This window comes from Streptomyces sp. NBC_01463 (genome assembly GCA_036227345.1).
Classification (GTDB): Bacteria; Actinomycetota; Actinomycetes; order Streptomycetales; family Streptomycetaceae; genus Streptomyces.
In genome coordinates this window covers 215222-241827 of sequence record CP109468.1, presented here as the reverse complement: position 1 = coordinate 241827, position 26606 = coordinate 215222, and the positions used below count along the sequence as shown (strand labels likewise).

26 protein-coding genes and 2 pseudogenes are annotated in these 26606 nt (G+C 69.9%); 17 read left to right on the top strand and 11 right to left on the bottom strand.

Annotated elements, in window-relative coordinates:
* Positions 1 to 52 precede the first annotated feature (52 nt).
* From OG521_01110 to OG521_01095, 4 genes are all read left to right on the top strand, one after another.
* Positions 53 to 1021 (top strand): sugar ABC transporter permease, encoded by a 969-nt coding sequence (locus OG521_01110; GenBank protein ID WUW19452.1) that lies wholly within the window; start codon positions 53 to 55, stop codon positions 1019 to 1021.
* Positions 1018 to 1869: a carbohydrate ABC transporter permease gene (locus tag OG521_01105; GenBank protein WUW19451.1), complete on the top strand. Its 852-nt coding sequence runs from the start codon at positions 1018 to 1020 to the stop codon at positions 1867 to 1869. The genes OG521_01110 and OG521_01105 overlap by 4 nt, the downstream gene beginning before the upstream one ends.
* Positions 1866 to 2774 carry a hypothetical protein gene (locus tag OG521_01100; protein WUW19450.1) on the top strand — a complete coding sequence of 303 codons (909 nt, stop codon included), beginning with the start codon at positions 1866 to 1868 and terminating at the stop codon, positions 2772 to 2774. The genes OG521_01105 and OG521_01100 overlap by 4 nt, the downstream gene beginning before the upstream one ends.
* A 185-nt stretch (positions 2775 to 2959) precedes the next feature.
* Positions 2960 to 3805: a formylglycine-generating enzyme family protein gene (locus tag OG521_01095; protein ID WUW26539.1), complete on the top strand. Its 846-nt coding sequence runs from the start codon at positions 2960 to 2962 to the stop codon at positions 3803 to 3805.
* 82 nt (positions 3806 to 3887) lie between these two features.
* Here OG521_01095 and OG521_01090 read toward each other — a convergent pair whose 3' ends face one another.
* Positions 3888 to 4028 carry a hypothetical protein gene (locus OG521_01090; GenBank protein WUW19449.1) on the bottom strand — a complete coding sequence of 47 codons (141 nt, stop codon included), beginning with the start codon at positions 4026 to 4028 and terminating at the stop codon, positions 3888 to 3890.
* A 373-nt stretch (positions 4029 to 4401) separates the two neighbouring features.
* Here OG521_01090 and OG521_01085 point away from each other — a divergent pair, with 373 nt between their 5' ends.
* On the top strand, positions 4402 to 4863 hold the full coding sequence (locus tag OG521_01085; protein ID WUW19448.1) for a nuclear transport factor 2 family protein: 462 nt from the start codon (positions 4402 to 4404) through the stop codon (positions 4861 to 4863).
* A 107-nt stretch (positions 4864 to 4970) separates the two neighbouring features.
* On the opposite strand, the pseudogene OG521_01080 reads toward OG521_01085, so the two are convergent.
* Both OG521_01080 and OG521_01075 read right to left on the bottom strand, forming a co-directional pair.
* Positions 4971 to 5345, bottom strand: a pseudogene (locus tag OG521_01080) (hypothetical protein).
* Positions 5346 to 5903: 558 nt separating this feature from the next.
* Positions 5904 to 6389 (bottom strand): annotated as a pseudogene (locus tag OG521_01075) (sigma-70 family RNA polymerase sigma factor).
* Positions 6390 to 6778: 389 nt separating this feature from the next.
* Between OG521_01075 and OG521_01070 the strand changes: the two are divergent.
* Positions 6779 to 7468 carry a hypothetical protein gene (locus OG521_01070; protein WUW19447.1) on the top strand — a complete coding sequence of 230 codons (690 nt, stop codon included), beginning with the start codon at positions 6779 to 6781 and terminating at the stop codon, positions 7466 to 7468.
* Positions 7469 to 7516: 48 nt separating this feature from the next.
* Here the strand turns inward: OG521_01070 and OG521_01065 are convergent, their stop codons facing one another.
* Together OG521_01065 and OG521_01060 are read right to left on the bottom strand one after the other, a co-directional pair.
* Positions 7517 to 8878 carry an MFS transporter gene (locus OG521_01065; protein ID WUW26538.1) on the bottom strand — a complete coding sequence of 454 codons (1362 nt, stop codon included), beginning with the start codon at positions 8876 to 8878 and terminating at the stop codon, positions 7517 to 7519.
* Positions 8879 to 9158: 280 nt separating this feature from the next.
* Positions 9159 to 10421: a beta-ketoacyl-[acyl-carrier-protein] synthase family protein gene (locus tag OG521_01060; GenBank protein WUW19446.1), complete on the bottom strand. Its 1263-nt coding sequence runs from the start codon at positions 10419 to 10421 to the stop codon at positions 9159 to 9161.
* Between the two features lie 66 nt (positions 10422 to 10487).
* Here OG521_01060 and OG521_01055 point away from each other — a divergent pair, with 66 nt between their 5' ends.
* The 3 genes from OG521_01055 to OG521_01045 all read left to right on the top strand — a co-directional run bounded on the left by OG521_01055 (position 10488) and on the right by OG521_01045 (position 12838).
* Positions 10488 to 11114, top strand: a complete 627-nt coding sequence (locus tag OG521_01055; protein WUW19445.1) for a TetR family transcriptional regulator — start codon at positions 10488 to 10490, stop codon at positions 11112 to 11114.
* Between the two features lie 218 nt (positions 11115 to 11332).
* Positions 11333 to 11764 carry an NfeD family protein gene (locus OG521_01050; protein WUW19444.1) on the top strand — a complete coding sequence of 144 codons (432 nt, stop codon included), beginning with the start codon at positions 11333 to 11335 and terminating at the stop codon, positions 11762 to 11764.
* A gap of 3 nt (positions 11765 to 11767) precedes the next feature.
* Positions 11768 to 12838 (top strand): SPFH/Band 7/PHB domain protein, encoded by a 1071-nt coding sequence (locus OG521_01045; protein ID WUW19443.1) that lies wholly within the window; start codon positions 11768 to 11770, stop codon positions 12836 to 12838.
* A gap of 95 nt (positions 12839 to 12933) precedes the next feature.
* On the opposite strand, the gene OG521_01040 is transcribed toward OG521_01045, so the two are convergent.
* Together OG521_01040 and OG521_01035 are read right to left on the bottom strand one after the other, a co-directional pair.
* Positions 12934 to 15912 (bottom strand): AAA family ATPase, encoded by a 2979-nt coding sequence (locus OG521_01040; protein ID WUW19442.1) that lies wholly within the window; start codon positions 15910 to 15912, stop codon positions 12934 to 12936.
* A gap of 84 nt (positions 15913 to 15996) precedes the next feature.
* Complete coding sequence (locus OG521_01035) at positions 15997 to 16404, bottom strand: hypothetical protein (protein ID WUW19441.1); 408 nt, start codon at positions 16402 to 16404, stop codon at positions 15997 to 15999.
* A gap of 441 nt (positions 16405 to 16845) precedes the next feature.
* On the opposite strand from OG521_01035, the gene OG521_01030 reads away from it, so the two are divergent.
* Positions 16846 to 17550 carry a hypothetical protein gene (locus OG521_01030; protein WUW19440.1) on the top strand — a complete coding sequence of 235 codons (705 nt, stop codon included), beginning with the start codon at positions 16846 to 16848 and terminating at the stop codon, positions 17548 to 17550.
* Positions 17551 to 17664: 114 nt separating this feature from the next.
* On the opposite strand, the gene OG521_01025 is transcribed toward OG521_01030, so the two are convergent.
* Together OG521_01025 and OG521_01020 are read right to left on the bottom strand one after the other, a co-directional pair.
* A complete protein-coding gene (locus OG521_01025; GenBank protein ID WUW19439.1) occupies positions 17665 to 18423 on the bottom strand; it encodes a crotonase/enoyl-CoA hydratase family protein in 759 nt (252 codons plus the stop codon).
* Positions 18424 to 18471: 48 nt separating this feature from the next.
* Complete coding sequence (locus tag OG521_01020) at positions 18472 to 18957, bottom strand: cytochrome P450 (protein ID WUW19438.1); 486 nt, start codon at positions 18955 to 18957, stop codon at positions 18472 to 18474.
* 234 nt (positions 18958 to 19191) lie between these two features.
* Between OG521_01020 and OG521_01015 the strand changes: the two genes are divergently transcribed.
* The 3 genes from OG521_01015 (at position 19192) to OG521_01005 (ending at position 22243) form a co-directional block, all read left to right on the top strand.
* Positions 19192 to 20007: an alpha/beta hydrolase gene (locus OG521_01015; protein WUW19437.1), complete on the top strand. Its 816-nt coding sequence runs from the start codon at positions 19192 to 19194 to the stop codon at positions 20005 to 20007.
* A gap of 328 nt (positions 20008 to 20335) precedes the next feature.
* Positions 20336 to 20638, top strand: a complete 303-nt coding sequence (locus OG521_01010) for a hypothetical protein (protein ID WUW19436.1) — start codon at positions 20336 to 20338, stop codon at positions 20636 to 20638.
* A gap of 78 nt (positions 20639 to 20716) precedes the next feature.
* On the top strand, positions 20717 to 22243 hold the full coding sequence (locus OG521_01005; GenBank protein ID WUW19435.1) for an ISKra4 family transposase: 1527 nt from the start codon (positions 20717 to 20719) through the stop codon (positions 22241 to 22243).
* Positions 22244 to 22267: 24 nt separating this feature from the next.
* Here the strand turns inward: OG521_01005 and OG521_01000 are convergent, their stop codons facing one another.
* A complete protein-coding gene (locus OG521_01000) occupies positions 22268 to 22957 on the bottom strand; it encodes a cytochrome P450 (protein WUW19434.1) in 690 nt (229 codons plus the stop codon).
* A gap of 1055 nt (positions 22958 to 24012) precedes the next feature.
* On the opposite strand from OG521_01000, the gene OG521_00995 reads away from it, so the two are divergent.
* On the top strand, positions 24013 to 24243 hold the full coding sequence (locus OG521_00995) for a hypothetical protein (protein ID WUW19433.1): 231 nt from the start codon (positions 24013 to 24015) through the stop codon (positions 24241 to 24243).
* Positions 24244 to 24329: 86 nt separating this feature from the next.
* Here the strand turns inward: OG521_00995 and OG521_00990 are convergent, their stop codons facing one another.
* Positions 24330 to 24812 (bottom strand): hypothetical protein, encoded by a 483-nt coding sequence (locus tag OG521_00990; protein WUW19432.1) that lies wholly within the window; start codon positions 24810 to 24812, stop codon positions 24330 to 24332.
* Positions 24813 to 25098: 286 nt separating this feature from the next.
* On the opposite strand from OG521_00990, the gene OG521_00985 reads away from it, so the two are divergent.
* The 3 genes from OG521_00985 (at position 25099) to OG521_00975 (ending at position 26433) form a co-directional block, all read left to right on the top strand.
* A complete protein-coding gene (locus OG521_00985; protein WUW19431.1) occupies positions 25099 to 25323 on the top strand; it encodes a hypothetical protein in 225 nt (74 codons plus the stop codon).
* Positions 25324 to 25705: 382 nt separating this feature from the next.
* Positions 25706 to 26026 carry a metalloregulator ArsR/SmtB family transcription factor gene (locus OG521_00980; protein WUW19430.1) on the top strand — a complete coding sequence of 107 codons (321 nt, stop codon included), beginning with the start codon at positions 25706 to 25708 and terminating at the stop codon, positions 26024 to 26026.
* Complete coding sequence (locus OG521_00975) at positions 26023 to 26433, top strand: SRPBCC domain-containing protein (GenBank protein WUW19429.1); 411 nt, start codon at positions 26023 to 26025, stop codon at positions 26431 to 26433. The genes OG521_00980 and OG521_00975 overlap by 4 nt, the downstream gene beginning before the upstream one ends.
* Positions 26434 to 26606: the final 173 nt, after the last annotated feature.

The following is a 26606-nucleotide window of genomic DNA, read 5'->3' as shown; positions in this document are numbered from 1 at the left end:
CCGCCACCTGTCCCTTCTCCACTCTCCACCCCCTGAGCGCTGATTGGCCGCCATGTCCGTACACACACCACCGAGAACGGTCTCGGACGGCAGGAAACCCCGACGCCCCGACGCGACGCGCACCCACGCGAACAGCCACACCGCGATCGGCCGGATCCGCCGGCGCGAGGCGGTCGCCGGCATCCTGTTCGTGCTTCCCACCCTCGTCATCTTCGGCCTGTTCAAGTTCTTCCCGATCGCGGGCGCCGGAGCCATGAGCCTGACGCGCTACCGCCTCAACGGCGACGTGACCTGGCTCGGCGGCGACAACTACACCCGGCTGTTCGCCGACCCACACTTCTGGCAGAGCCTCGGCGCGACGGCGACGTACGTCCTCGTCTTCGTCCCGCTGATCATGGCCGTCGCCCTGGCCGGTGCCGTGCTGCTGAACAAGATCGTGCGGTTCTCCGGCACGTTCCGCGCCCTGCTGTTCGTGCCCTATCTCAGCTCCTTCGTGATGGCGGGCATCGTCTGGTCGTGGATCTTCGCCAGTGACGGACCGCTGAACACGGCCCTGGACAAGATCGGCGCCGGCCCGGTGCCGTTCCTCTCCGGCGACCAGCTGCTGGTCCTGGCATCGCTGGCCCTCGTCGCCGTGTGGAAGGGCTTCGGCTACTCGATGCTCGTCCTGCTCGCCGGACTCAAGGCACAGCCCGCGGAGGTGCACGAGGCGGCACGCATCGACGGGGCGAACACCCGTCAGGCGTTCTGGTACATCACCCTGCCGCTACTGAGGCCCGTCCTCTTCTTCGTGCTCGTCATCGAGACCATCGTCGGATTCCAGGTCTTCGACACGATCTACGTGATGACCGGCGGCGGGCCCAACCGGGCCAGCCACAGCCTCATCTACTTCCTCTACGACGAGGGCTTCAAGTTCCTCGACTTCGGCTACGCGTCCGCGGTCGGCATGGTGCTCTTCGTCATCGTGCTCATCCTCTCCCTGATCCAGCGGCGGTTCGTCGAAGGAAAGGACGCCAAGTGACCACTTCGCACCCGCCCGTCGCCCAGCACCGACGAGCCGCCGAGCGGCTGCGCCGGACCGGCCCGGGACTGGCCCTCGCCGTCATCTCGCTGTTCACCGTCGCACCGCTGATCGCCGTGGTCGTCCTCGCGCTCTCGCCGAAGGACGCCCCCACCCTGCCGCACGCGATCCCGCACTCCCTCACCCTCGACAACATCACGCGCATCTTCGACATCGGCGAGTTCCCCGTCTGGCTGCTCAACTCGCTCGTGTACTCGGCCGTCTCGGTGGTGGTCATCCTCCTCACCGCGTCCATGGCCGCCTACGCCCTCGTACGCAAACGCTTCCCCGGCCGCAACATCCTGCTCTGGGCCATCGTCGCCACGCTCATGGTGCCGATGCAGGCGACCCTCATCCCCACGTTCATCCTGGTCGCCCGCATGGACGGGGTGAACACCCTGTGGGGACTGATCATGCCCACACTCGCCAACGCCCAGGCCGTCTTCCTCATCCGGCAGTTCGTCCGCGACCTCCCGGACGAGATCTTCGACGCCGCCCGCATCGACGGCGCGGGGGAGTGGCGCACCTTCGTCGCGATCGTGCTGCCCCTCATCCGCCCGGTGCTGGCAACGCTCGCGATCTTCGTGTTCCTGTGGCACTGGAACGACCTGCTCTGGCCCCTCGTCGTGGGCCAGACGGACGCGGCCCGCACCCTGACCGTGGGGCTCGCCACGCTCCACACCGAGACGGTCTCCACGGCGGACATCATGTCCGCCTCCCTGGTCAGCTTCATCCCCTGCCTCATCGTCTTCCTGGTCCTCCAGCGCCACATCGTCGCCAGCATCACATCGAGCGGAGTCAAGGGATGACGGACGTCAAGGGACCGGCGGCGCCGGTGCGGTTCGGCCTCATCGGACTGGACTCACCCCACGCCCCTTCCTTCACCCGGCTGTTCGGAGACGGCATCAGCGGCGAGGTGGCGGGCGGTACGGTCGTCAGCGCGTGGAAGGGCCGGGCGGCTGCGGACTTCCCGCTCAGCCGTGACCGGATCGAAGGCTTCGCCGACGAGGTGGCCGGTCTCGGCGTCGAACTCCGGGTGACCCCGGAGGAGGTCGCCGAAGCCTGCGACGCCCTGCTCGTCGTGGCCGCCGACGCGCGCACCCACCCCGACCACTTCACCCGGGTCGCGCGCTTCGGCAAGCCCGTCTACGTCGACACCCGCTTCGCGCTGTCGACCGCAGACGCACGGTCCATGCTGGCCGCGGCGCACCGGCACGGATGTCTGCCGCTGGCCGGATCACCGAAGCGGTTCACTCCCGCGTTCCGCAGCGCGCTCGCCTCGTTCGAGCCCCGTCGCATCGACCTCACGGGCCCGCTGCCGACCCAGCCCGGCCATCCCGTCCTGGACTGGTACGGGGTGCATCTGGTGGACCTCGCGGTGGCCGCACTCGGGCCCGGCTGTGCGAGCGTGGACGCCCGCCGCGGTCGTCGGACCACACTGACGTGGCCGGACGGCCGTGTCGCCACACTCGGTGGCGACGCGGAATGGTCGCCCTTCACCCACGCCCGCATCGGCGACGGCCGGGAGGAGCGGGACCTCACCATCGAGGCCGGACCTCCCATGCTCACCGGTCTGCTCACCTCACTGGTCAGCGCGTGCCGGACCGGCACACCCAACGTTCCCGAAGCCGAAGTGTTCGATATCGTCGCGATCATCGAGGCCGCCCGCCGAAGCCGCGAGGCCGACGCACCGGTGGCCGTCCGACGCCCCTGACCCATGGGCCCGCCGCACGAAACAAGGTGCCACCGCACATGAACGCCCCGAACCCGAGCCCTGGCCCGACGCCGGACCCGATGCCGTGCTGTGCCGCGACCCGCGGCCCCGGGCAGCTCCCGGAGCCCGGCACAGGAGAGGAAACACCCGCACCGCAGGACACGGGGTCCCCGGACCGCACCGCGATGGTGCGCCTGGCCGGCGGCACCTTCCTGATGGGAACCGAAGCGGGCGACGGGTACCCCGCCGACGGCGAGGGCCCCGTCCGGGAGATCCGGCTCGACCCCTTCCGGATCGACGTCACCACGGTGACGAACGCGGCCTTCGCCGCGTTCACCGGCGACACGGGATGGGTGACCGTGGCCGAGCGGCTGGGCTCCTCGTTCGTCTTCGACGGCCTGCTCGACGCGAGGCTCCGGTCCGCCCCGGCGGTGGCGGCGACACCCTGGTGGCGAGATGTCCGGGGCGCCCACTGGCGCAGCCCGGAAGGTCCCGGATCGGACATCGCCGACCGGATGAACCATCCGGTGGTGCACGTCACCTGGCGCGATGCCCGCGCCTACGCGAAGTGGGCGGGCAAGCGACTGCCGACCGAGGCCGAGTGGGAGTACGCGGCCCGTGGCGGTCTCGTACAGGCCCGCTACCCCTGGGGCGACGAGCGGGAGCCGGCGGGCGTGCACCGGATGAACGTGTGGCAGGGCGAGTTCCCCACCCACAACACAGGGGCCGACGGATACGTGGGCACCGCCCCCGCCGACGCGTTCACCCCCAACGGCTACGGCATCCACAACACCTGCGGAAACGTGTGGGAGTGGTGCGCCGACTGGTTCCACCCCACCTGGCATGTGACCGGCCCCCGTTCGAACCCGACGGGCCCACCGAGCACCACCGGCAGGAAGGCCATGCGCGGCGGCTCCTACCTCTGCCACGAGAGCTACTGCTTCCGGTACCGGGTCGGTGCCCGGAGCTCCAACACCCCGGACAGCAGCGCCGGCAACATCGGCTTCCGCTGCGTGGCCGCGGACGACTGACGAGCCGCGCGGACGGGACCATCGGCCCAGGACGGCCGGCCTGTGCAGCCGTCGACGGGCAAGTGGGCGAAGCGGGGTGGCATCAGCCCGGAATGCTGAGCAGGTACTGGGCAAGGGTTCGGCCAGGAATCGGCCCGGAGGGAACCCGGCTGGTGAGGACGCCGCCCACGGCCTCGTGGAACGGCTCGGCGTTCGGGTCCGCATCGATGGTGAACTGGGTCAATCCGACTCTCCGAGCGGTCTCCACGGCATGGGTAGCGCCTACCTGGACCGGGTCTGGTGCGACACGGTGGTCCACAGCGAACCGGCCCTGCGCTTCCTCAGGGAGACCTTCACCGAGGCCCGCCTGCTCCTGGGTACGGACCCCCGTACGGCACGGGAGTCGCGGACCGGTCCCGGCTCTCGAGCAGGCGGACCTGACCCTCACGCACTGGGCGAGTCGGCCCAGCACCTGTTCCGGCGCGGATGCGGCCCTGCCGGCAGGGCCGCAGGACACCCCCACGCGTCCCCGGGGACTGCGTCATCTCCCGCATGACCGACCCCCGCCCGGTGCCTCGCCCCACGACGGGATCCGCCGCGAAAGAGCGGGCCGAGAGGTGGATTTCGCCTGGGCGGGCAAATCCCCCGGGACCGCCTCGGCCGCACACCCCTGGGCAGTCGCACCAGACCCGGACGCGGGTCCCGAACGGGGAGAGGCCCACGCCCCGACGGAACTGCGTGAGCAGATCGTCCGCCTGGAGTCGTCGCTCCTCGGCGCGGAGGCCCGAAGCGATGTCGAGCGGCTCGAGCAGCTGATCCACCACGACTTCGACGAGATCGGGCGCACCGGTCGGTACTGGGAGCGGGAGGAGGTGATCCGGGTCCTCCACACCCTCCCGGACCAGGTGCAGGCCGTGACTTTCGACCGGGTGGTGGAGCTCGCTCCGGGCGTCGCACACATCCGGTTCCGCACCGAGGACGCCCGCGGAGTGGTGCACCGCAGTTCCGTCTGGGTGCGGGAGGGCGGCAACTGGCAGCAGCGGTACCACCAGGGAACGCCGGACACGCAGACGGACTGACCCCGGCGAGTCGTTCAGGTCTCCGATTGTCCTGGCCCGGGTTCCGGCAGGGCTGTCCTCGTCAGCACACTCCCTGACTGCGGATCCAGCCGCTCGGACGGCAGCAGTGCGCTCACGTAGCCGCGGCGGTTGAGCATGAGGTCCATGCCCGTGAACTCCGTGAGCACCGTGGCGGTCCGCTCCGGCGCCCATGGCAGCGAATCCGGGTGCTGCGACTCCGTACCGTTGCGGCGTGCCCACCCGCTTGCGGGGCGGGCCAGGCCGAGATCATCGACGGTCACGACGTGACCGAGGCGCTCGGTGAACAGGGTTGCGAGCAGCTGGGGCATGGGATCGCGCGGGGTCTCTCCCAGGTCGATCCAACGGCGCACCCGCGAGGTGTCGGTGGCGATCTGCGGGTGGCCCATGGCGGCCGCCTGCCGGTTCACCATTCTGGCGAGTTCGCCTCTGGACCATCCCGTCAGTTCGAACGCGTCCAGCAGCCGGAGGTTGGGGGAGCCCCGCCGCTGCGGCGTGAGCCCGCCGAATGGCTCCAGATGAACCACGCGCCCCAGCTTTCGCTCCATCAGGGCGGTGACCGCCTCCATCCCTCGCACCAAGGCGTCGGCGGAGAGGTCGCCAGGGGCGACGAACACGATGGCGTCACGGGTCAACTTCCTTGCGGTGAAGGGCAGCCCGAGCCGTCTCGTCGCACTCCGCCAGGCCCGCCCGGTCCGCCGGAGGCCCAGCCAGGTGCCGAATGGTGTCCCGTAGGGCGGCTCGGACCTGTTGAGGGACCTGAAGCGCCGCCGTAGCCAGAAGAGAACGCCGCACGTGGCGACCAGCGACAGCGGGCCGAACACCTGCCAGTGCGCGTACAGGACCGGCAGCAGGGCTCCTCCCTCGGACCACCACTGCGGGGAGAGCGGGCCGGATCCCCCGCCCGGCTCCCTCGCGGGTGGGGTGTGCTGCAGCGGATCGCCGATGAACCGGCCGGTCACGCAGACGATGCCGGCGACCAGGGCGGCAACGAGGCTCGCGCGCAGAAGCACCATGCCACGCGAGACGTGGGTGGCGACCGTGCCGGGCGCCTTCCCCATCAGGGCCGCGGTCTCGGCCTGGGTGCAGTCCAGCCCCTTCGTCGCCCACACGGCGGTGCGCTGCGGGAGCGTCAGGACGCTCATGGCCTGCTCGACGGCACAGCGGTTGGCCACCAGGGCGGCCATGTCCGCCGACTGCAAGGGGTCGAACCGCAGCGGATCCGCCGCACGCCGTGCCTCCAGCCCACTGCGCCGGGCCTGCTGCCGGGCCCGGTTGGCCGCCTCCGTACGGATCACCACGCGCAGATAGCTGACCGGGTACTCGACGGACGCCGGACGCCGCAGCACCTTCGCGAAGGCGTTCTGCACGAGATCCTCGGCCGAGACGACCGACTCCGGCACTCCGTGGGCGAGGAGTGCCTGCTGAGCGGTGTTCGTGAGGCTGCTCCGGTACTTCGCGTACAGGGCGCCCAGCGCCTCGGCGGACACCGCCTCGTGCTCAGCCATTGCCTTCCCGCCCTTCTCGTTCCGTGCCCCTGCCCCGGGAGCCGCCCTGGCCGGCCGACCGGGCACGAATGATCTCGGCCCGGGCCGAGGACCGGTTGCGAAGCGCCACGCTGTCCAGCCAACGCCTGACCGCAGGGACCAGAGGAACAACCGCGGACAGGACTGCGGCAGTGAGCTCCACCGTCCAACCTCCCGTGCATCGTGGGCCGGTGGCGCTCAGGAGGCGCGGTGGCCGTTCATGGAAGAGAGGCGGCACCCCGCCATTCTCATGACGTCGCGCTGAGATTTCTTGCCGGATTCGACAGCGCGAGCCGGCGGGCGAGCGATCGCCCGGGCCAGAAGGCGGCCCGGGCTGACCGTCGTTGGGCTCGCCCCCTACGCTCGTGATCATGACTAACGGATTCAGCGACCAGTTCCTGCTCGAGGCCGAGCGCCACTCCGTCTGGGGCGCCGCCCAGCTCGAGGCGCTCATGGAGTTCCTGCCCGAGGCACCGTGGACCGCGGACCTGCCGACGTGTGCGTACCAGCAGGGTGAGGTGCAGCTACGGGTCGGTGTCCTCGGGACGTACGACATGGAGCAGGGTTCCTGGCTGTGGGGCTGGGCGAACCCGGGGCTCGGCGGGAGCGAGGTCGTGGCGTTGTCCGCTGCCGTGGCACGGTACGGACAGGCGCACGGCATTCCTGAGTTCACCGCTCAGGAACTCGATCTGTCCGGGTTCGACGATCCCCGGCGGGCCGCCGAGATGCTGGCCTTCGCGGGGATGGGGGTCACCAACGCTCCCGGCTACATAGGGCAGCCCGCCGGGCCCGGCACCCAGGTGTACTTCCTGCCCGACGACCCGAAGGTGCCGAGCGCCCGGCTCGATCCGGTCGCCCTGCCCCGCGTGCTCATGGCCGGTGTCTCACTCATCGGGCGTTCGCCGCGGCAGGCCGTCACCGGGTACTTCGAGCACCACGGGGTGCCACAGCGCATGGAAGGCGACCGGCTGATCGCCGATCTGCCGACCGGGAACGCCGCCGTCGTCTCGTTCGACGGGATGGGGCGCATCGGCAACATCCAGCTCACGGTCGGAGGCTGACCCGGATCGTCCGGTGGCGCCGGGGCGCGAGGTCATGACCCCCGGGGGTCATCCCGGTTGGTCACCGGCGCGGATGTCGTGAGCGGCCGGGACGGCCGTGCCACGTCGTCGTGCGTGGTGGGCCGTCTGGGTCGGCAGCATCGATGCCGGAACCAGCGCGAGTGCCGCGAGTCCGGCGAGGACCCCCAGGGTGGGAGCCGTCGCCGAAGCCGACATGGCTGGGGTGATGCCCGCGGCGACGGCGATCCCGAGGGCCGGACCGACGTTCATGGCAGTCTGCTTGAGTCCACCGATGACCCCGGCGTATCCCGCCGGGGCCTCACCCACGACGGTGGCCGTGGCAGTGACCATGACAGTGGCGAATCCCGCACCGAGGACGGCAAAGGCCACGCCGGTCACCGCCCAGCTACTTGTGGAGGCGAGCCGGGACAGACCTCCGATCCCAAGGACGACGAGGACCGTACCGAGGATCGCCGTGCGGCGTGGACCGTACCGGCGCAGCGCGGCGCCGGCGACGGGCGCACCGACGACCATGAGCGCGGTCAGCGGGAGCGCCCTCAGACCGCTGGCAAGGGGGGAGAGCCCGAGTACGTCCTGGAAGAAGAACGTGGTCACGAACAGCGCGCCGAACATCCCGCCGGTGGTGACCAACAGGATGGCTACCGACGCCGTCACCGGTACGGACCGCGCCACGACCGGCGCGACGATCGGGTGCGCGGCGCGGCGTTCGTGCCCGGCCAGTGCCACCGCGCCGCCCGCCACGGCGGCGAGGCCGAGCCAGGTGGGCGCGGAGGCCCAGCCGTGCGCCGGTATGCCCGACAGGGTGTGCACCAGGAGTGCGAGAACAGTCGCGATCAGCGCCGCTCCGGTGAGGTTGAGCCTCTGATGCCCGGTGCGTGAGGGCACCGGCACTCTCACGCGGAGAGTGAAGGCGGCGATCGCGAGCGCTACGGGCACGTTGATCCAGAACACGGCACGCCAGCCCAGGTGTGCGACGAGAAGGCCTCCGAGTGCCGGACCGGCTGCCGCGGCCACCCCGATCGCGCTGGTGCGGATGGCGACGGGCCTCCCGAGGCGATCCGCCGGGTACGCCAGCCTCAGCAGGGCGAGCGTTGCCGGCTGGAGGAGCGCACCGAACACACCTTGTACGGCACGCAGAGCGATCACCCAGCCGACGCCGGGAGCGAGCCCGATGCCGGCGGATGCCGCGGCGAAGCCGAGGACGCCGACGAACAGCATCCGGGAGTGACCGTACCGGTCACCCAAGCGCCCGGCGATGACGAGGAGCGCGGCCACCGCGAGCAGGTAGGCGGTACTGGTCCACTGGACCTGTGCCACGCTCGCGTCGAAGTCACGTTGCAGGCTGGGCTGCGCCACCATGAGGGCGGTGCCGTCCAGCGCGACGATCATCGCGCCGGCCACACTGGCCACGAGTGCGAGGCGCTGCCCCACTACGGCGGTCACGGGTTCACCGGACCGGGGCGAGCGGCGCAGGCCGCTGAGACAGGCACCGACGCGGAACCCCGAGTGACGCCCCCGCCCGGCCGACGATCCCGCGCAGCACGCGGCGAGGCGGTTCCTTCGGCCATCACGAGGTCCACTCGGACGTCGGCCAACCGTTCCCTGAGAGAGCTCCCACGTTCCATAGACAGTGTCTACCAGGATGGGTTAGACACTGTCTACGAGTGCGTCAGAGTGCCTTCGCGGGCGTTGGGGACAGGGGATGCCGAGCGCCGGTGACGACGAGTGAGACGTTCTGTCCACCGAAGCCGAACGAGTTGCTGAGTACGGCCTCCTGGGGGACCTCTCGTGGCTCTGTGACGACATCGAGATCGATGTCGGGACCGACGCCTGCCGAGGCGAGGTTGCGGGTGGGTGGAATGACGCCGTGCTCCACGCTGAGGACGGCGACGAGCGCTTCGATCGCACCGGCGGCACCGAAGAGATGGCCGAGGGACGCCTTGGGGGCCGTCACGGTGGCGCGGCCGAATACTTCCCCGATCGCACGGGCTTCGGCGGCGTCGCCGACCGGAGTGCCGGTGGCGTGGGCGTTGACGTGGCTGATCTGCTCGGGAGCCAGGCCGGCTTGCGCGAGGGCCTTCCGCATGGCCGGGATCTGACCGGAGCCGTCGGCGGCGGGAGCCGTGATGTGGTGAGCGTCCGCGGTGATGCCGGCGCCCGCGAGTGTGGCGTGGACGCGCGCCCCTCGGGCGCGGGCGTGGTCGGCGCTTTCGAGCACCATGACAGCCGCGCCTTCGCTGAGGACGAATCCGCTGCGGTCCGCGGCGAACGGCCGTGACGCCGAAGCGGGTTCGGAGGTGTGCCGCGACAGTGCCTGCGCCTGGGCGAAGCCGGCGACGGTGATCGGGGTGAGGGCGGCCTCGGTGCCGCCCGCGATGACTACGTCGGCCTCGCCGGAACGAATGAGCCTGGCCGCCAGTGCGATCGCCTCGGCGCCGGAGGAGCAGGCCGAGACCGGCGTGTAGGCCCCGGCCCGTGCGCCGTATTCGATGCTGATCAGCGCCGCTGCCGCATTGGGCATGATCATCGGGATCGTGCGGGGCGAGACGCGCCGGGTTCCGGTCGCCTCCAGTGTGTCGTCTTCCTTCAGCAGCGTCCGTACGCCGCCGATGCCCGTCCCGATCGCAGAGGCGAGCCGGTCCGGGTCCACCTCCGGGGTGCCCGCATCGGCCCAGGCCTCGGCCGCGGCGGCGAGGGCCGCCTGCTGGGAGCGGTCGAGCCGCCTGGCCCGTACCGGCAGCAGCAGTTCGGCGGGGTCGACCGCCATCGTCCCCGCGACGGTTTCGGGCAGACCGACACCCTCGTGGCCGCGCAGGACGCCGCCACGGATGCCGGAGCGGCCGGCAAGCAGGGCCTCCCACGTGGACGCCACGTCTCCGCCGAGTGGCGTGATCGCGCCGAGTCCCGTCACGACGACCTCAGTCCGATGCATGCTCCTCAACCTTTCTTGTATGCGATACAAGTGAACAGGGATTGTTGTATCACATACAATTCGGCTGTGGAGAAGAAGCGAACCGAAGCTCGTTCAACATCCGCGCGACCGCGTGACCGCGGTCGCGCGACGAGGCGCAGGCTGATCGAGGCGACAGCACGGCTCTGCAGGGAACGGCCCGGTGCCGAGGTGAGCGTCGCGGAGATCGCGAACGCGGCAGGCGCCTTCCCGAACCAGGTCACCTACTACTTCGGCTCCAAGGACTCGCTGCTCGTGCACGCGGCCTTCCTCGGCCTGCTGCACGACGCCCGACGGGTGGAGCGCATCGGAAGCCAGGCCCCCGACGCGGCCGCGTTCCGGCGCAACATCGCCCGCGCCGTCATGGCCATGCCCTCGCTCCCGTCGGTCGCGCGAGCGCTCGCCGCCGGAATCTCCAAACCCGAACTCGCACCCGTGGTCGACCGGCACCTCCAGTTGCTGTTCCGGCAGTCGGAGCGCTTCGTGAGTCAGCTCGTCGACGGTCGAGGCTGGAGGGCGCGCCGACCGCTCGACGTGGAGGCCAGGACGTTCTGGAGCACCGCGCTCGGTGCGGTGCTGCTCGTCCGCGCCGGTGCCCACGGCACTGTCGCGGACCTCGACCTCGCCGGGGCGCTGACCATTCACGACGAACCCGAGACCGGTTGCGGACCTTGAGTGTGTGGCGTCGCCCGGGGTGACGGCAGAGTCACGACCGGCGCCGCCCCGTCCGGCAAGGTCCCGCCCTTCTGTCTTCCATAAAGGATGAAACGGTTTTCATGCGACAAATGCGGGCATGTCCAAGGTAGGAGCTGTGGGTTCTTCACGCTGGCATGCAGCCCCGGGGTGAGGCGCCTGCGTCTGACGGGCGCCGATGTGCAGCGGGAGGAGGGCCCATGGATCCATGGCTGATCTGGCTGATCGCCGCAGGGGTCCTGGGCGTCGTCGAGATCTTCACCCTGACCGCCGCGCTGGGAATCCTGGGGGTGGCCGCACTTGCCACCGCAGGTACGGCGGCGCTCGGTCTGCCGCTCCCTCTGCAGTTCGTCGTTTTCACCGCGGTCGCGACCGTCAGCCTGCTGTTCGTGCGCCCCCTGGTCGTGCGTCATGTACTTGCGCCTCCGACGGAACGGTTCGGCATCGACGCCTTGGTGGGTCAGGCCGCTCGGACCGTCTCGGAGGTGACAGCGCTCGACGGCAGGGTGCGCATCGGCGGTGAGGAGTGGACGGCCCGCTCCTACGACGAAACGCAGACCATCCCACCCGGCACGGCAGTCGACGTCATGAAGATCAGTGGCGCCACCGCGTTCGTCTACCCACGGGAGTGAGCCATGGAAGTCTCGGCGCTGCTCATAGCCGGTGTGATCGTCGCTCTGATCGCGGTCTTCACAGTGGTGCGGGCGGTCCGGATCGTGCCGCAGGCGCGCGCTCGGAATGTCGAACGCCTGGGCCGCTACCGCCGCACGCTGAAGCCCGGCCTGAACCTCGTCATTCCGTACGTCGACCGGGTCTATCCGCTGATCGACCTGCGAGAACAGGTCGTCTCTTTCAAACCGCAGCCGGTCATCACCGAGGACAACCTGGTCGTCGAGATCGACACCGTCCTCTACTTCCAGGTCACCGATCCACGAGCGGCCGCCTACGAGATCGATGACTTCCTGCACGGCGTCGAGCAGCTCACCGTGACCACCCTGCGTAACGTCGTGGGTTCCATGGACCTGGAGATGACGCTCACCTCGCGCGACACCATCAACAACCAGCTGCGCGGTGTTCTGGACGACGCCACCGGCAAATGGGGGCTGCGCGTCAACCGCGTGGAGATCAAGGCCATCGACCCCCCGCAGTCCATCAAGGACGCGATGGAGAAGCAGATGCGCGCCGAGCGGGACAAGCGGGCCGCGATCCTCGGGGCCGAAGGGCAACGGCAGTCGCAGATCCTCACCGCCGAAGGCGACAAGCAGTCCGCCGTCCTGCGCGCGGAGGGCAACCGCACCGCCGAGATCCTCAAGGCCGAGGGCCAGGCCCGCGCCGTCGACGAGGTCTTCCAGGCCGTGCACCGCAACGACCCCGACCCCAAGCTGCTCGCCTACCAGTACATGCAGATGCTGCCCCAGCTCGCACAGGGCCCGGGCAGCACGTTCTGGGTCATCCCCAGCGAGGTCACCGCGGCACTCGAAGGCGTGTCCCGGGCCTTCGGCGAGAAACTGCCCCCCTCACCGGCAACCCGTGAGAAGTCCCCGGACAACAGAGCCGCGGAGGCCGCCGACGACGCGGCTCAGGCCGCCGAGGCCGCCGCGGAGGCTCTCGCCGACGCAGCCGAGGCCGACACCGCGTCGACGGCCCTTCCGTTCGGTTCACCCGCCAACAGCAGCCAGGAACCCGGCGACCGGCGACCGATGTAGAGCCACTGGTGATCGCGGGGACCACACCCGAAGGCGAGATCGAGTGATGAGTCCGGCCACCAGGATGCCCGCCCCGATGGCCACCTCTTCCGGCGTCAGGAACGGGCCATGAGCGCCGCGAGCCCCGCCCGGGTCGCGACATCCGTCTTACGGAACACCCGGGAGAGGTGGGTCTCGACGGTGCGCGGACTGAGGTAGAGCCTGGTGGCGATCGCCTGGTTGGTGAGGCCCTCGGCCACCAGTTCGGCTACCTCCCGTTCGCGTACCGTCAAGGAGGCCAGCCACGGCGGAACCGTGGAGGGCGGCGCCACGGGCACGGGCGGCCGGGTCATCTCCGCCAGGCCGAGCAGCAGGCCCGCGCCTCCGCCGGCGGCGAGTCTGCGGCCCTGTTCCCACATGGCCGCACCGCGCGCTTCGAGTCCGGCGGCGGTCATCGCCGGGGCCGCGAGCAGCAATGACCGCGCCTCCCAGAACACCGCCCCGGCCCGTGCGCATTCCGCCGCCGCCTCCGCGAGCAGTGTCGCCGCCCTGGCCGGGGCACCGCCGTGCAGTGCCAGCTGGGCCGCACTCCGCATCGCGGCCGCGCGCTGTACGGGCAGACCGAGCCGCTCCGCCTCGTCGTGGGCCCGCTCGGCCCATGCGGTCGCGGCGTCGACATCCCCTGTGGCGAGGGCCGCCGTGACGAGGAGTTCCGACAGGAGCGGACGCATCGAGGGCTGCAGACCACGCAGATCATCTCCTCCGGCCCGGAGGAGAGCGTCCCGTGCGCGGTGCGGATCGCCGCCGGTGAGCGCGGCGTAGCCGAGCATGCACCAGGCCATGGAGGCCCGCCAGTTGTCGCTCGGCCCCATGGACGCAACGGCCTCCTCGGCGGCCCCCAGAGCCTCCTGGTCACCGGGTGCGGACGCCGCGATGCGTACCTGAGCCTTGTTCGCCAGGACGAAGGCCAGCAGTTCGCCGCTGCCGATGCCGCGGGCGATGTCCTCGGCCTCGTCCGCCAGTTCGCAGGCGGACGGCAGACGGCAGGTCTGTATCCGTACGTGTGCCTTGCACAGCAGCAGGAGGGGCAGGAGGTAGACCTGCCCGGTGCGCCGGGCGATCCCGAGGCCCCGGTCGGCGTGGCGTTCGGCATCGGTGAAGCGGCCGAGGAACGCCTCCGCCCAGCCCAGTCTGCCCAGCGGTTCGCACAACGCGGTGAGGTCGTCGTCGGGCAGACCGTCCAGCAGTCCGGCCGCCTGCGCCGCGTATGTGCTCGCGCTGGCCATGCCGCCCTCGTAGGCCTCGCCGAACGCTGCGACCGCCAGGGCCCCCGCCTCGCCCGGTTCGTTGCCGACGGCGCGGGCATCCGCGAGGGTCTGTGCGACGTGGTCCCGCATCTGCGGGTAGGGGGTGTTGTGCGGTGCGGACGAACTCAGTTCGAGTCCGATCGACACCCTCTGGGCCGGCGACGGCACAGGCTGCCTGCTCAGCTCGCGGCGCAGCAGCGCGATCGCCTCGGGGTATCTTCCGAGGTGTCGCTCCGTCAAGGCGCACAGCACGACCGCCGACGTTCGGACATCGGCCTCGTCCGGACCGGCGGTGCTGATCACCGCGTGCAACAGGTCGCGGCTCTCCTGGAGGCCTCCGGCGACGCCGAGTGCGCGTGCCTGCCGGAGCATCAAAACCCTTCGTTCGGCGCCGCGTTCCACCGTATCGGGCAGGATCCGTAAAGCAGCCCGGAGCCAGTGTGCGCAACTTGTCGGAGCCGACGACGCGGTCTCCTCGGCAGCCTGCCTCAGCACGGCGTACGCATGCGGGTCCCACGTGGTCACCGACCGTTCGACGTGCCGCGCCTGTTCCACGGCAGGTGCTCCGGTTCGGGCGAGCTCGGCGGCGGCAGCGCGATGGATCTCGACGCGCCGCCGGGCCGCGGTGGACTCGTGGACCAGGGCCCGGATCACCGGATGGCGCAACACCATGCGGCCGCCCGCGGCCCGCCGCACGAGGTCACGCCGCTCCAGGTTCGTCAGATCATCGTCGAGCTCGGCATCGGTACGTCCGGTCGCCCTGCCGATCACCGGGAGCACGGCGTGATCGCCGAGTACGGCGATCGCCTCCAGAGTCCCGCGCTGCGACGGGCTCAGCGGGTCCAGCTCATTCAGCAGCAGCGCGCCGAGCCCCGAGGGCAGTTCGCCGATTCCGTTCTCAACGGAGGCGGAGGCGGAGGCGGGGCCGGAGGTGAAGGGGAAGACGGAGGCACGGGATGAGGATGAGGCACGCCGTCGCGCGGCGTCCTCGCGGTGTGCGTGCAGGAGGGACAGGAAGTAGAGCGGGTTGCCCTCGCCCGCGGCGTACAGCTGCGCGGCCCGGGCTCGCGGCAGATCGGGGGCGAGCCCTTCGACGCAATCCTGCTCCGCGAGCGGCGCCAGACCGATCCGCAGCACCGCGCCGGCATCGGCTTCGCGGGCGAGCACGGCGGAGAGCGCCGTCGGCGTCTGCCGGTCGCGGCGGGCGACGACGAGGACCACAGGGCCGGACACCGGATGCCGGACGAGGTGGTCCAGGAACTCCAGTGACGCCGGGTCGGCCCAGTGCACGTCGTCCAGCGCCACCACCAGACCGCCGGCCCGGCCGAGCTGCGCCAACAGCCCTGCCACCGAACGGTGGAGACCGAAGCGGTCGGTAGCGGCCGGCACCGACCCGTCGCCATGGCCGCCGAGGATGCGAGGGACCGCGTCCAGGTGCGATTCGTCGTGCGGTGGCCGCTCGATCAGATCGGCGAACGCGTCGGCGAACGGATGGAAAGGGAGGTGCCGTTCGTACTCCGCCGCCCGGCCGCGGAGCACCGTCACCCCACGACGCCGCGCGCGTCGGCAGAACTCTGCCATCAGCCTGCTCTTGCCGATCCCTGCCGCGCCCGTGATGTCGACGACGGGCGGCGCCCCATGGCCCAGCCGCTCGATCACCGAGTCGAGCACCGCCAGTTCGGCCATGCGTCCGACGAGCGGGCTCCCGCCGTCGTGACGCCTGGCAGCACCTTCGGGCGCTCCGACGTGTGCGCTCTCTCCACCGAACTCCACGACATTGTCTACCACGTTGGGGGGAGGGTCGTTCGGGAGTCGTACACATGTCGCGTCCGGGCCCTGCCGCGTACGCGGTGCGTGCCGTACGTCGTCCGCTCAGCCGAACAGGGCGGTGCCGATGGAGACGAGAACGCCCACCAGGACGCCGAAGACGAGAGCGGCGATCTCCGCGGCGATGAAGAGCAGGACGTAGTCACCGTTGTGGCTCCACGTGCCATCCCGAGCACTGGCGCGGAACGACAGCGACAGGGCGAGGAACGGACCGAGGAGGAGCCCGGTGACAGTGACCCACGTGCCCAGCGCGTAGCCCGAGAGTTCGTGGGCTCTGCCTCTCGCCAACCGCACCTCCACGGTGCTGCCGGGCGCGTGCGACTCGGCAGCCTTGTCCAGCGTGATCCGACGCCGGGGCTCGCCCGCCGCGCGCGGCGTGTACGTCCCTGTGCAGTCGGTACCGTCCTGATAGCCCTCCGCGTCGGTCGACTCGTAGCACGAGGAGATCGTCATGACGCCGTCCACGGGACCGAACCCCAGGACAGCCGCCAGGTGGGGTCCCGGAAGCAGCCATATCAGCCACCCGGCGACAGCGAGAGAGACGACCATTCCGGTCCGGCCGACCCTCCGCTCCCATGTCCCTGCCGTTCGTGCCACAGCGCCCGCCCCCCTGAAGCCGGCCGTCACCCAGACCGACGGTCATGTGCACGGATCACCGGACCGCCCACGACTCTCGCACCCATCGCGGCGCCGCGAGTCAGTGATTTCCCTGAGAGCGATACGTAGTTCAGCGGGTGAGGCGGCCGCCCGGTCATTGCGTAGCGAGGTACGTGGTTCCACCGACGGCCTCGACAGCGAACCCTGCGAGCATCTGCTTCCCGTACCGCGCCACCGGCACCTACGCGTCGCTGCCCGTATCCGGACCATCCGCCCGCCGAACAAGAGGTGCTCTTCGTGTCCCATCGCGTCCTCGTCTCTCCCCTCCTCGCAGTCGTCCTGGCGCTGTCCCTCGCCGGCTGCGGATCCTCGGCCGACACGGGTGCCGACACCGCGGCCCCAACAGCCGCGGGCGGTGCGGCAGACGGGGGAGGGGTCGACGAGGACGCGTCACGGGACTGCCCCGAAAAGCACGCGGTGACCGTGCAGGACGAAAAGTTCGGAGGGACGGCGGACATCGACCTGTGCGCGCGTCCCGAGGTCCGTAGGACGGCCGTCAGCGCGGCCTGGACCAGCGTCTACGAGAGACCCAGTGTGAGCCCGCCCCTCAACATCATGCCTGTCTCCTGCACGGGTGATTCCGAGGCCGACTGCACGGTGCTCAAGGTCAGTGACACCGAGCTGTGCAACCAGGCAAAGCCCAATTGCCACCCGCGGCGTGGCGAAGAGGCACCCGTGCTCTGCTCGGCCGTGGACAAGCTGAACTCCGACAGGCTGTACTACGGCGTCCTCCTCGACAGCAAGCGACTGCTGGCCATGGGGACGGATCACGACCGCAGCTACACGAAGGACTTCACCGACAAGGGAGACATCTCCGTGGGCTACGTGGATGCGGCGCACCTGGAGAAGGTGCAGGGCGAACTGCCTACCTGCGACGGCAGTCTGCTCCATGGCTCAGGAGCCCGCACTCTAGGGCAGATGCAGGGTCTGCCCCTCGACTGAGGCCCCGGAGCGAGAGCACCCGCTCCATGGCCGGGACCGGGACCGGGGAAGCAGGGTGCACGGCTGGACATCGAGGGCCAATCAGAAACTGGTCCGTCTGCCGGACGGACGGCGTCACCGCTGCCAGGCCGGAGGACGTTTCTCGGTGAACGCGGAGGCGCCCTCCGTCGCGGCGGCTGTGGCGAAGACAGGTGTGCTGAGGGGATCCTGGACGCTGTAGCCGGTGTGGTCGTCGAGGCCGCGGGTGTCCTGCACGCCCTGTTTCGTGACACGGACGGCGTCGCGGGAGTGGGCCTGGACGCGCTCGGCCAGGACAAGGGCCGCGCCGAGGGCGCCACCCTCGGGGGTGAGCTGATTGACGAGCCCGTACCGGGCCGCGTCCGGAGCGGGCAGCGGGGCGGCGGTGAGGAGCATCTCCATGGCCACGTGGTAGGGGAGACGGATGGCTCCGCCTTCGGCGGCGATGAGTCCGCGCGCGACCTCGGGCAGGGCGAAGAACGCGGTGTCGGCGGCCGTGATGAGGTCGCAGGCGAGGGCGAGCTCGAATCCGCCGGCGACGGCCGCGCCCTCGACGGCGGCGATGAGCGGCTTACGGATTCGGGCGCGGGTCAGCCCTGCGAGCCCATGGTCACCGACGACGGGGATGGCGTCGGTGGGGAACGCCTTGAGGTCCATGCCCGAGCAGAAGTGACCGCCCGCTCCGGCAAGGACGCCGATGGCCAGGCGGGAGTCGTTCTCCAGCCGTGTCAGGGCCGCGTCCATGGCGTCGGCAAGGGACTGGTCCACGGCGTTGCGGACATGTGGCCTGTTCAGCGTGATGAGCAGAACGCCGGCGCGGGGCTCGGTCACCACCACGGGGTCTTGGCTGTCCATCCGGTGTGCTCCTTGTTGGGAGATGTGGCGGCAATCGTGGCGGTGCGGTCAGGTCCGAACGACGGGCAGCGCAGCCAGTCCGCGCATCACCCGGGCCGGCCGCCAGGCCAGCTCATCGGCGGGCTTGGCCAGCACGACGGGGCCCAGGCGTTCGAGGAGCAGGGGGAAGGCAACGGCGCCTTCCAGGCGGGCCAGGGCGGCGCCGATGCAGAAGTGAGGTCCGTACCCGAAGGCGAGATGGTCATTGGGCGCCCGCCCCACATCGAGCCGGTTCGCGTCACGGAATCGGGACTCGTCCCGGTTGGCGGAACCGATCAGGAGGCTGACGATGTCGCCTTCGCCGATCAGCTGCCCGTGGAGATCGATCGGTTCTGCTGCGCACCGGAACGTGGCGTCCCGTACCGGAGAGTCGTAGCGCAGCAGTTCTTCGACTGCGGTGGTGACCAGGCCGGGTCCCGACTCCGGTCCGGTGAGGCGGGCGGCCTCGCCGGGATTACGGAGCAGGGCGAGCATGCCGTTCCCGATGAGGTTCATGGTGGTGTCGTGCCCTACCAGCAGCAACAGGTAGGCGGTGGAACGGAGTTGGGTGTAGCTCCCTTGGAGGGGCTCATCAGTGCAGTTCAGAAGGCCTCTGCGGACTGCGTGGGTTGACCGGGACGTGGGGCATGAGGTGCTCCCGTACAGCCGTGACCATTACCTGGAACGTAATCGACACCCTGCCGCCAGGTCTGGCGCCTTGATCGGAACAGGCCAACGGGAGGAAACGCAATGTTCTTCGAGACCCATGACGGCACCCGCCTCGCCTACGAGGACTACGGCCAGGGCGAGCCCATCGTCTTCGTCTCCGGCGCCATGCTGAACGCGGACATGTGGGAGTACCAGATTCCGTACTTCACCGAGCGCGGCTACCGCTGCATAGCCTTCGACCGCCGGGGCCACGGCCGTTCCGACCGTCCCTCATCCGGCTACGACATGGATTCCACCGCCGACGACCTCGCCGCCCTGCTCACGCACCTGGACCTGAGCGACGCAACTTTGGTCGGCCACTCCATGGGCGGCGCGGAAGTCGTCCGCTATCTGTTCCGGCACGGTGCCGGGCGGGTGGCCCGCGTGGTGCTGCTCGCGGCTGTTCTGCCCTTCCTCAAGCAGACCGACGACAATCCCGTGGGCCTCCCGGAGCCCGCCTTCGACGCGCTGATCGCCGCGGTCCGGGCCGACCGGCCGAAGTGGCTGTCCCAGCAGCAGCAGGCGTACTTCGCCACCCACCTCGGCAACCCGGTCTCTCCCGGCCAGGTCGCGCTCACCCTCGAACAGTGCCTGTCTGCCTCGGCATGGGCGACGCTGCAGTGCCAGAAGACTGTCTTCCACACCGACAACCGCGAGGCCGTGCGAGCCATCACGGTGCCGGCGCTGGTGCTGCACGGTGGCGCAGACTTCTCGGCCCCGGTGGAAATGACGGGCAGGAAGACGACGGAGCTGCTGCCCACAAGCACGTACAAGGAGTACCCGACGGCAGGACACGGCATCTACGTCAGCCACCACGGCGAAATCAACGCCGACATCCTGGAGTTCATCAAGAACTGACCGGGCCGACCACCGCGGCCCGCGCCGATCCGAGTCTCCTCGGGGGAAGAATTGAGCTGGGGGAACGCCGCTTGGGGTGATGGTGGGCGGGCTGGTTCTCTACCTTGAGGGTGGAGGAGGCGGCGCTGATGGGGTCGTTGATCGGTGAGTTGGAGGCGCGGGAGGCGGCGGCCCGGGCTCGGGTAGAGGAACGCGAGGCCCAGGTCGCGGAGTTGACGACGCGACTCGCGGGTGAACGCGAGGTGCTTGCGCGGCTGCAAGTGACGCGGGAGACGGTGGCCGAGGTCCTCACGGAGTTGTCCGGACGGGACGTGGACGCCGGCCGGCGGTGGCAGCGGAGCCCGTGGCCCGGGTGGAGTCAGGGGTGCGGGTGGTGGGAGCGGTCATGGTGCCGCACTGGCGCGAGGGCCTGTCGGTGGATGTGCTGCCGGATGTCTACCGCGACATCGTGGAGGTCGTGGCGGACGCGTCGTCGCCGATGCAGGCGAAGCAGATCGTGCCCCGGATCGGGCTGCCGGCAAAGACCGGGAAGATCGAGGGGACCCGCGGCAAGCTGAAGCGTCTGGTGGAGCGGGGGTGGCTGGTCGAGGACCAGCCCGGACGGTTCGCGCCGGCGCGGCGGGATCGGTGAACTCGCGGAACGATAAAGGCTCTTCTCTCCAACTTCGGAGGTAACCAGCCAGACCGAAGTACAGAAAGAAGAGCCGTTGTGGAACCCTACGACGCCTTGGATGCCATCGATGTGTTCGCCGCCGCGACAAGCGCCTTCGAGTGCCTGAAAGGCACGTTGGCCACCGCCGACACGGCCGTGCTTGCGCACCACGAACTGGAGGAACTGATCGAGGCGGAGGGCCGAGAGCTGCTGCGCCTGCTGTTCCAGGCCCACCTCGATCGACGCGAACAACGCGAACGCGCGGATCACCACGACGTTGGGCCGGTGCGGGGCCGGGACGGACGGGTCCGACCGCACTGCGAACCGGGGCATTCGCGGCTGCTGGCCTGCGTGTTCGGCACGGTCACCGTGACGCGGACGGCATGGCGGGGCAAAGGCCTGACCAGCGTCCACCCGGCGGACGCCGCACTGTCGCTGCCCGCCCACCTGCACTCGAACGGACTGCGGCGCCTGGCCGTCCTCGAGGCCGTCCGCGGCTCCTTCGACCTGGCCAAGGCGGCAATCGACGACCGGTGCGGGAGCGTGCTGGGCAAACGCCAGGCCGAACAGCTCGTCGCCCGGGCGGCCATCGACATCGACTCCTTCTACCGGCAGCAGGTGCCGCTGCCGGCGAGCGCCAGCACCACACTGGTCCTGCAGTTCGACGGCAAAGGCATCGTGATGCGCCCCGAGGGCCTGCAACCGGCGACCCTGAAAGCACACCTGACACAGCAGCGGGCGATGCCGACCCGGATCGCGCCGGGCGAGAAACCGAACCGCAAGCGGATCGCCACCCTCGGCTGCGTCTTCGACGCCGATCCGGCCCTCAGAAGGCCGCACGACATCATTGCCCCGCCCGACGGCCGCACCAGCCTCTGCCCGCCGCGGCCGGGACCAGTGGCCCGGGCGAAGTGGCTGACCGGATCGGTGATCCATCCGCCGGAGCACACGATCGCCGCCGCCTTCGACCAGGCCGAGGCCCGCGACCGCGACCACGCTCGCACCTGGCTGGTCCTCGTCGACGGCGCCCGCCACCAACTCGACCTGATCGAGAGCGAATCCGCCCGGCGCGGCATCGAGGTGACCGTGCTGCTGGACATCGTGCACGTCAGTGAGTACGTCTGGGCCGCCGCGCACGCCTTCCACGCGGTCGGCACCCCCGAGGCGGAAGCCTGGGCCGCCGGCCATCTGACCACGATCCTGCACGGCCAGGCCGCCCGCGCCGCCGCCGAGATCACGACCGAAACCGCCTCACGCGGACTGCGCGGAGCCAAACGCGACGCCGCCGACGCCTGCGTCCGCTACCTCACCGGCCACCTCACCCAACTCCACTACGACACCGCCCTCGCCCGGGGCTGGCCGATCGCGACCGGCGCCATCGAGGGCGCCTGCCGCCACCTCATCGGCGACCGCCTGGAGATCACCGGGGCCCGGTGGGGGCTGACCGGCGCCGAAGCCATCCTCAAACTCCGAGCCCTCAACGACAACGGCGACTTCGACGCCTACTGGCGCCACCACCTCGCCCGCGAACACCAACGCCTCTATCTCAGCCCCGACCAGAACAATTACGACCTCACCGCCTGAACGAAAACCTTCCCTCAGCGCGAGCTACACCCAACGGAGTTCCTCCTCGCTCATCGCCCCACTGTCGTCACTGGCCTGCACGAGGGCACCCAACAGATCCACTCCGCTGCGCTCGCCACCCGCGCGCTTGGCGGCGATCAGAGTGTCCAGCAGGGCGTGCAGATCGCCTTCGACCCGGGCGGGGTCCAGGCCGGGGGCAGGGGCGATGGTGGCCATGAGGGTGTCCCGGGTCGCCGCGTTGTCCAGTTCTCCGGGCACTCCGAGGATCGCGCAGATCATCCGGAAGGTCAGCGGCGCCGCGAAAGCGTCGATCACATCCACGTGTGTGTGCTGCTCGACCCGGTCCAGCAACTGGTTCGCGTTGTCCGTGATGAAAGGTTCCAGCTGCGCGATGCGGCGGGGGACGAACGCCGCGATGACCAGAGTCCGCAGGCGTGTGTGATCCGGAGGGTCGGCTTGGACCAGATGCCGGTTCAACCCGGTCGGCCCCGGAACGTAGCCGGGCACTCGGCCGGGGTCCTTACTGAGCCGCCCGTCGGTCATCAGCGCCCGGACATCTTCGTAGCGGGAGATCTGCCACACGGTGGGACGTCCCGGCTTGCGGTCCGCACGGGCGGGCGCATGCTGACGCAGCCATGCGAAGTAGGGGTACGGGTCCTGTACCCGCGCGGTCAGCAGGCCAGGGGGCCGGGACGGCAGAGTGAGGGCGGACAAGGTGGCTCCGGGCTCGAAATCCAACCAACATGGACATCGCACCAACGTTCAAGGACGCCCGAAGATACGCAACCCGCGACCTCGGTTATCAGCGTCGGCCGGGGCGCTAGGCGTCCGCAGATCAAAGCCAGTGCCGGAACCGGAACGGGCGGAGAGAACCAGGTCCGCCGGGCCCACTGGGCATCAGCCAACACACCCGTACAACGACGGTTCGCCTACACCGCAACGAATCAGAACCCGGCCATGGACTTGTCGAGCACACCGCCCGCAGCACCATAGACGCTGCATCGAACGGAGTGTCCACCTCTGCGACGGAGCCCGAACCCCACGACGAACGACACCGCGAAGAGTCCGCCGAGTACCACCGCCACGACTGGGGCGTAGACGAAGTACCCCAAGCATGCGACGCCGGCCCAGACCAAGAGGGGGAGGAGCGAACCACGCAGCACGGCCCAGAACGTGACCTGTTGTGGGTCTCCGGGCAGGGCACGTTGCCGCCACACGCCTATGTGGTTCCTGGTCGCACATTTCTCACGCCGCATGGACCCATCACATCACTGGGTGCTCACTGATCCGTGAGAAACGGCCCAGCCGCTCGATGGCGCGTCATCCGCAGACCCGAGCCGGACCGCGTCCAGGTTCGCGGTACAGGATGTGGCGCCCGACTCCAGGACGGAAGCGGGACAGCCCGGCCAGTAACGTCCGCAGCCGATCGACGTCGATCCGGCCGCAGTTCAAGCCGCCGTACCTCCCCAGCACCTCGGCCGGAGCAACTGATCAGACGAAGGCGGACGTGACCACGCCCGCCGAATCCCCTTGCGAGTGAAACAGTTCGAGACGCATGCGAGCCCGTGGCACCATGTACCGCATGACGACGAACCGAAAGGTCCATGCCGCGTAGCCGGCCAGGACGGATCCGCGCCGACGCCCCCGGCAGCCACCGAACAACGGGTGCACGGCCAGTCATCGATGGCCTGTCTTCGCGTGCACTGTCCGAGATCATCGATCTCGAGCGCACCCGAAACTATCTGCAGCCAGGCGACGTCAGTGCGGCGGTGAGCCTGTGGAAGGACTACGTCCACCAGCCCGAGCGTGCTCTGTGGCACGACTACGAGTGGGGCAACGTGCACTGGTACTGCTGCGGCAACCCGCTCGAGGCCCGAGCCCTCCTCGACACCGTGATGCAGGCCATGTCGGCACGGAGCGCTCGCGAACTCCGAAAGATTGTCGGCCGCTCCGACGCCGTCTGGAACCTTCCGTCCCCGCCCTACGACACGGACGGATGATAGGGAACAAGCGCACTGCGCCGATTGACCTCTGGCGGCTGCACCAGCAGCCGAGCCGTCCGGAGACATCCGTGCAGCCGTCTCTGTCAATCGGCTGTGAGCACCAGGTCATGGACCATGAAGTGGAGTTCCACGTCGTCCATCGACTCCGCCCACAGCCCCTCTGCGTCCAGCACGGAGGCCGCGACCATTCGTGCCTCAGCGACGAGTTCGGGGCGCGAGTGGAAACCTGGCCAGGGAAGGACGGGGTAGTCGTTCTCCTCGCCGCACCGCCGCACCTGCTCGATGTCGCCCAGGACGGCGTGCGGGAGTGACTCGTTCGCCCAGGACCACAGCCAGGTCTGGTGGGTGACGCTGACGCCGCCGATCACTGTGAGTCGGCCGGTGAGGAACACCCTTCCGTCGCGCGACCACGTGATCTGCGCGTCGTCCATCGACCAGTCGTACTGCACGTCTCCCGACAGTCCGAATCGCTCGACCATGAGTGCCTGCCGCGAGCGGGCGCGCTCGTGAGCCGCGAGCACGACCGCATCCCAGTCGGGGTGGTCATGCTTCGAGTGGACGTCCACGTGGCCTCCTGGTAGGGAACTGTCGGCAAGATCCTTTCACCCCGGCCCGCAGCTCGCGAAGAGGCCTGACCAGGCAGAATGTGAACGCTCCCGCCCCCGTGGCGGACGCCATCCGTTCCTCCCAGCTCTCCGGGGGCTTTCGGGAGGCTGTCCGGGCGAGTGGGGGAGGGGCCTGGCCAGGGACGGTGACCGCCAGACCACCGTCGTACTCCGGCCCTCACGCCACACCCCGCTGCCCGCAGCTGGACCAGATGCGGGCAGCGGGTCTCCGCGCCACGCTGGAGGTATGGCTACTCCACCGATCGTGATCCACCGGCCGGCACCATCCGGTGCCCGACTCGTCACCGTGCAGATCGGCGGCCGCGAGGAGCGGCTCGGCCTCGCCCACAGCGACCACGACGTCATCGTCTTCCTGGCCGACGCCGGAATGGCGGACCCCGAGCGGGCCCTCGACACCCCGGCCCTCGTCGAATGGCAGGGCGCCGGCGCCCACGAATACCCGGAGCCCTAGCCGCGCCGGAGCGAGACCGGCCAGCGCGTCGGCCTCAGGTCTGCCCCCTGTCGGCGTCTGGCGCCCCGGCCTGCGGATTCTGGGGCAGACGGCCGCCTTCCGGCCGGTCTGTCCGGCTGGTCGCGCGGGCGTCGACGGAGCCCTCCCCGTCGTCCGGACTTCCGGTGGCCGCTGGATGCCCGGACGACGAGACTCTGCAGTCTTGGGACGGCGTTCCGCGATGGGCCGTGCGGCAGGGGCGGGCCGAGGCCGCCGCGAAGGCTCCGTGTGCCTTGAGATACGTGTCTGGGGGTGTCTTTCAGATCGAGATCTGAAAGACACCCCCCCTTGAACGCGTCGGGGATTCTTGACGCGTCGGAAAACTCCGACGCATACTGAGGCCATGCCTACCGACGTGTTCGGTGTGCTGGCCAGTCCAGTGCGCCGCAGACTGCTCGAAAGCCTGCGTGAGGGGCCTCGCTCCACGGGTGAGCTGGCCGGTCTGTTCGAGCTCGGGAGGCCTGCGGTCTCCGAACACCTGGCCGTGCTCCGGAACGCTGGACTGGTGCGCGAGGAGCCCCGTGGCCGTCACCGGTTCTACCACCTCGAACCGGCCCGGCTCGCAGAGGTGAGCCAGTGGTTGTACCCGTTCGAGCACTACTGGAAGCAGCGCATGGACGCACTGTCCGATCTCCTGGACGAGGAAGAAGGAAACGAGAAATGACCCGGATCGACACCTTCACCTGCGAGAGGTTCCTTCCGTACTCCCCGGCAGCGGTGTGGAGGGCCCTTACGGACCCCGAACTGCACGCCCGCTGGTGGGCCGCCGGCGACATCAAGCCGGTCGTCGGGCACCGCTTCACCCTCGACATGGGCAACTTCGGCGAGCAGCCCTGCGAGGTGACCGCGGTCGAGGACGAGCGCATCCTTGCGTACCGGTTCGCCGAGGGCACCCTCGACACCACCATCACGTGGACGCTTCACCCGCAGGGCGACGGCACCCGGCTCGTGCTCACCCATGCCGGCTTCGACCTCGACTCCCCGATGGGCCGACAGGCATTCGAGGGCATGGGGAAGGGCTGGCCCCGCGTCCTGGGGCGCTTGGAGAAGGTCCTGGGCGAGCCCGCCTGACGCGCACACGACCTTGAGATCGCCGCGTGAGGCCGGGTGGCGTCCTTCGCCTGGGCGCGACGGCCATCCCGGCTCCGAGGACACATGACGGCGCGCTTACTCGCTCTGCGGGGCGGTCTGCGCAAACCAGTGGGCTTGGCCTGGTCAGGAGCCAGTGGTGCGCACAAGGCTGC

Bases quoted from the DNA above. Each gene is read 5' to 3' on its own strand.
- OG521_01045 (WUW19443.1), top strand. From the start codon at position 11,768: ATGGAAGTCTCGGCGCTGCTCATAGCCGGTGTGATCGTCGCTCTGATC.
- OG521_01015 (WUW19437.1), top strand. From the start codon at position 19,192: ATGTTCTTCGAGACCCATGACGGCACCCGCCTCGCCTACGAGGACTAC.
- OG521_01065 (WUW26538.1), bottom strand. From the start codon at position 8,878: ATGATCGTCGCGCTGGACGGCACCGCCCTCATGGTGGCGCAGCCCAGC.
- OG521_01035 (WUW19441.1), bottom strand. From the start codon at position 16,404: ATGACGATCTCCTCGTGCTACGAGTCGACCGACGCGGAGGGCTATCAG.
- OG521_00975 (WUW19429.1), top strand. From the start codon at position 26,023: ATGACCCGGATCGACACCTTCACCTGCGAGAGGTTCCTTCCGTACTCC.
- OG521_01025 (WUW19439.1), bottom strand. From the start codon at position 18,423: ATGGACAGCCAAGACCCCGTGGTGGTGACCGAGCCCCGCGCCGGCGTT.
- OG521_00985 (WUW19431.1), top strand. From the start codon at position 25,099: ATGGCTACTCCACCGATCGTGATCCACCGGCCGGCACCATCCGGTGCC.
- OG521_01110 (WUW19452.1), top strand. From the start codon at position 53: ATGTCCGTACACACACCACCGAGAACGGTCTCGGACGGCAGGAAACCC.
- OG521_01020 (WUW19438.1), bottom strand. From the start codon at position 18,957: ATGAACCTCATCGGGAACGGCATGCTCGCCCTGCTCCGTAATCCCGGC.
- OG521_01095 (WUW26539.1), top strand. From the start codon at position 2,960: ATGGTGCGCCTGGCCGGCGGCACCTTCCTGATGGGAACCGAAGCGGGC.
- OG521_01050 (WUW19444.1), top strand. From the start codon at position 11,333: ATGGATCCATGGCTGATCTGGCTGATCGCCGCAGGGGTCCTGGGCGTC.
- OG521_01060 (WUW19446.1), bottom strand. From the start codon at position 10,421: ATGCATCGGACTGAGGTCGTCGTGACGGGACTCGGCGCGATCACGCCA.
- OG521_01100 (WUW19450.1), top strand. From the start codon at position 1,866: ATGACGGACGTCAAGGGACCGGCGGCGCCGGTGCGGTTCGGCCTCATC.
- OG521_00980 (WUW19430.1), top strand. From the start codon at position 25,706: ATGCCTACCGACGTGTTCGGTGTGCTGGCCAGTCCAGTGCGCCGCAGA.
- OG521_01070 (WUW19447.1), top strand. From the start codon at position 6,779: ATGACTAACGGATTCAGCGACCAGTTCCTGCTCGAGGCCGAGCGCCAC.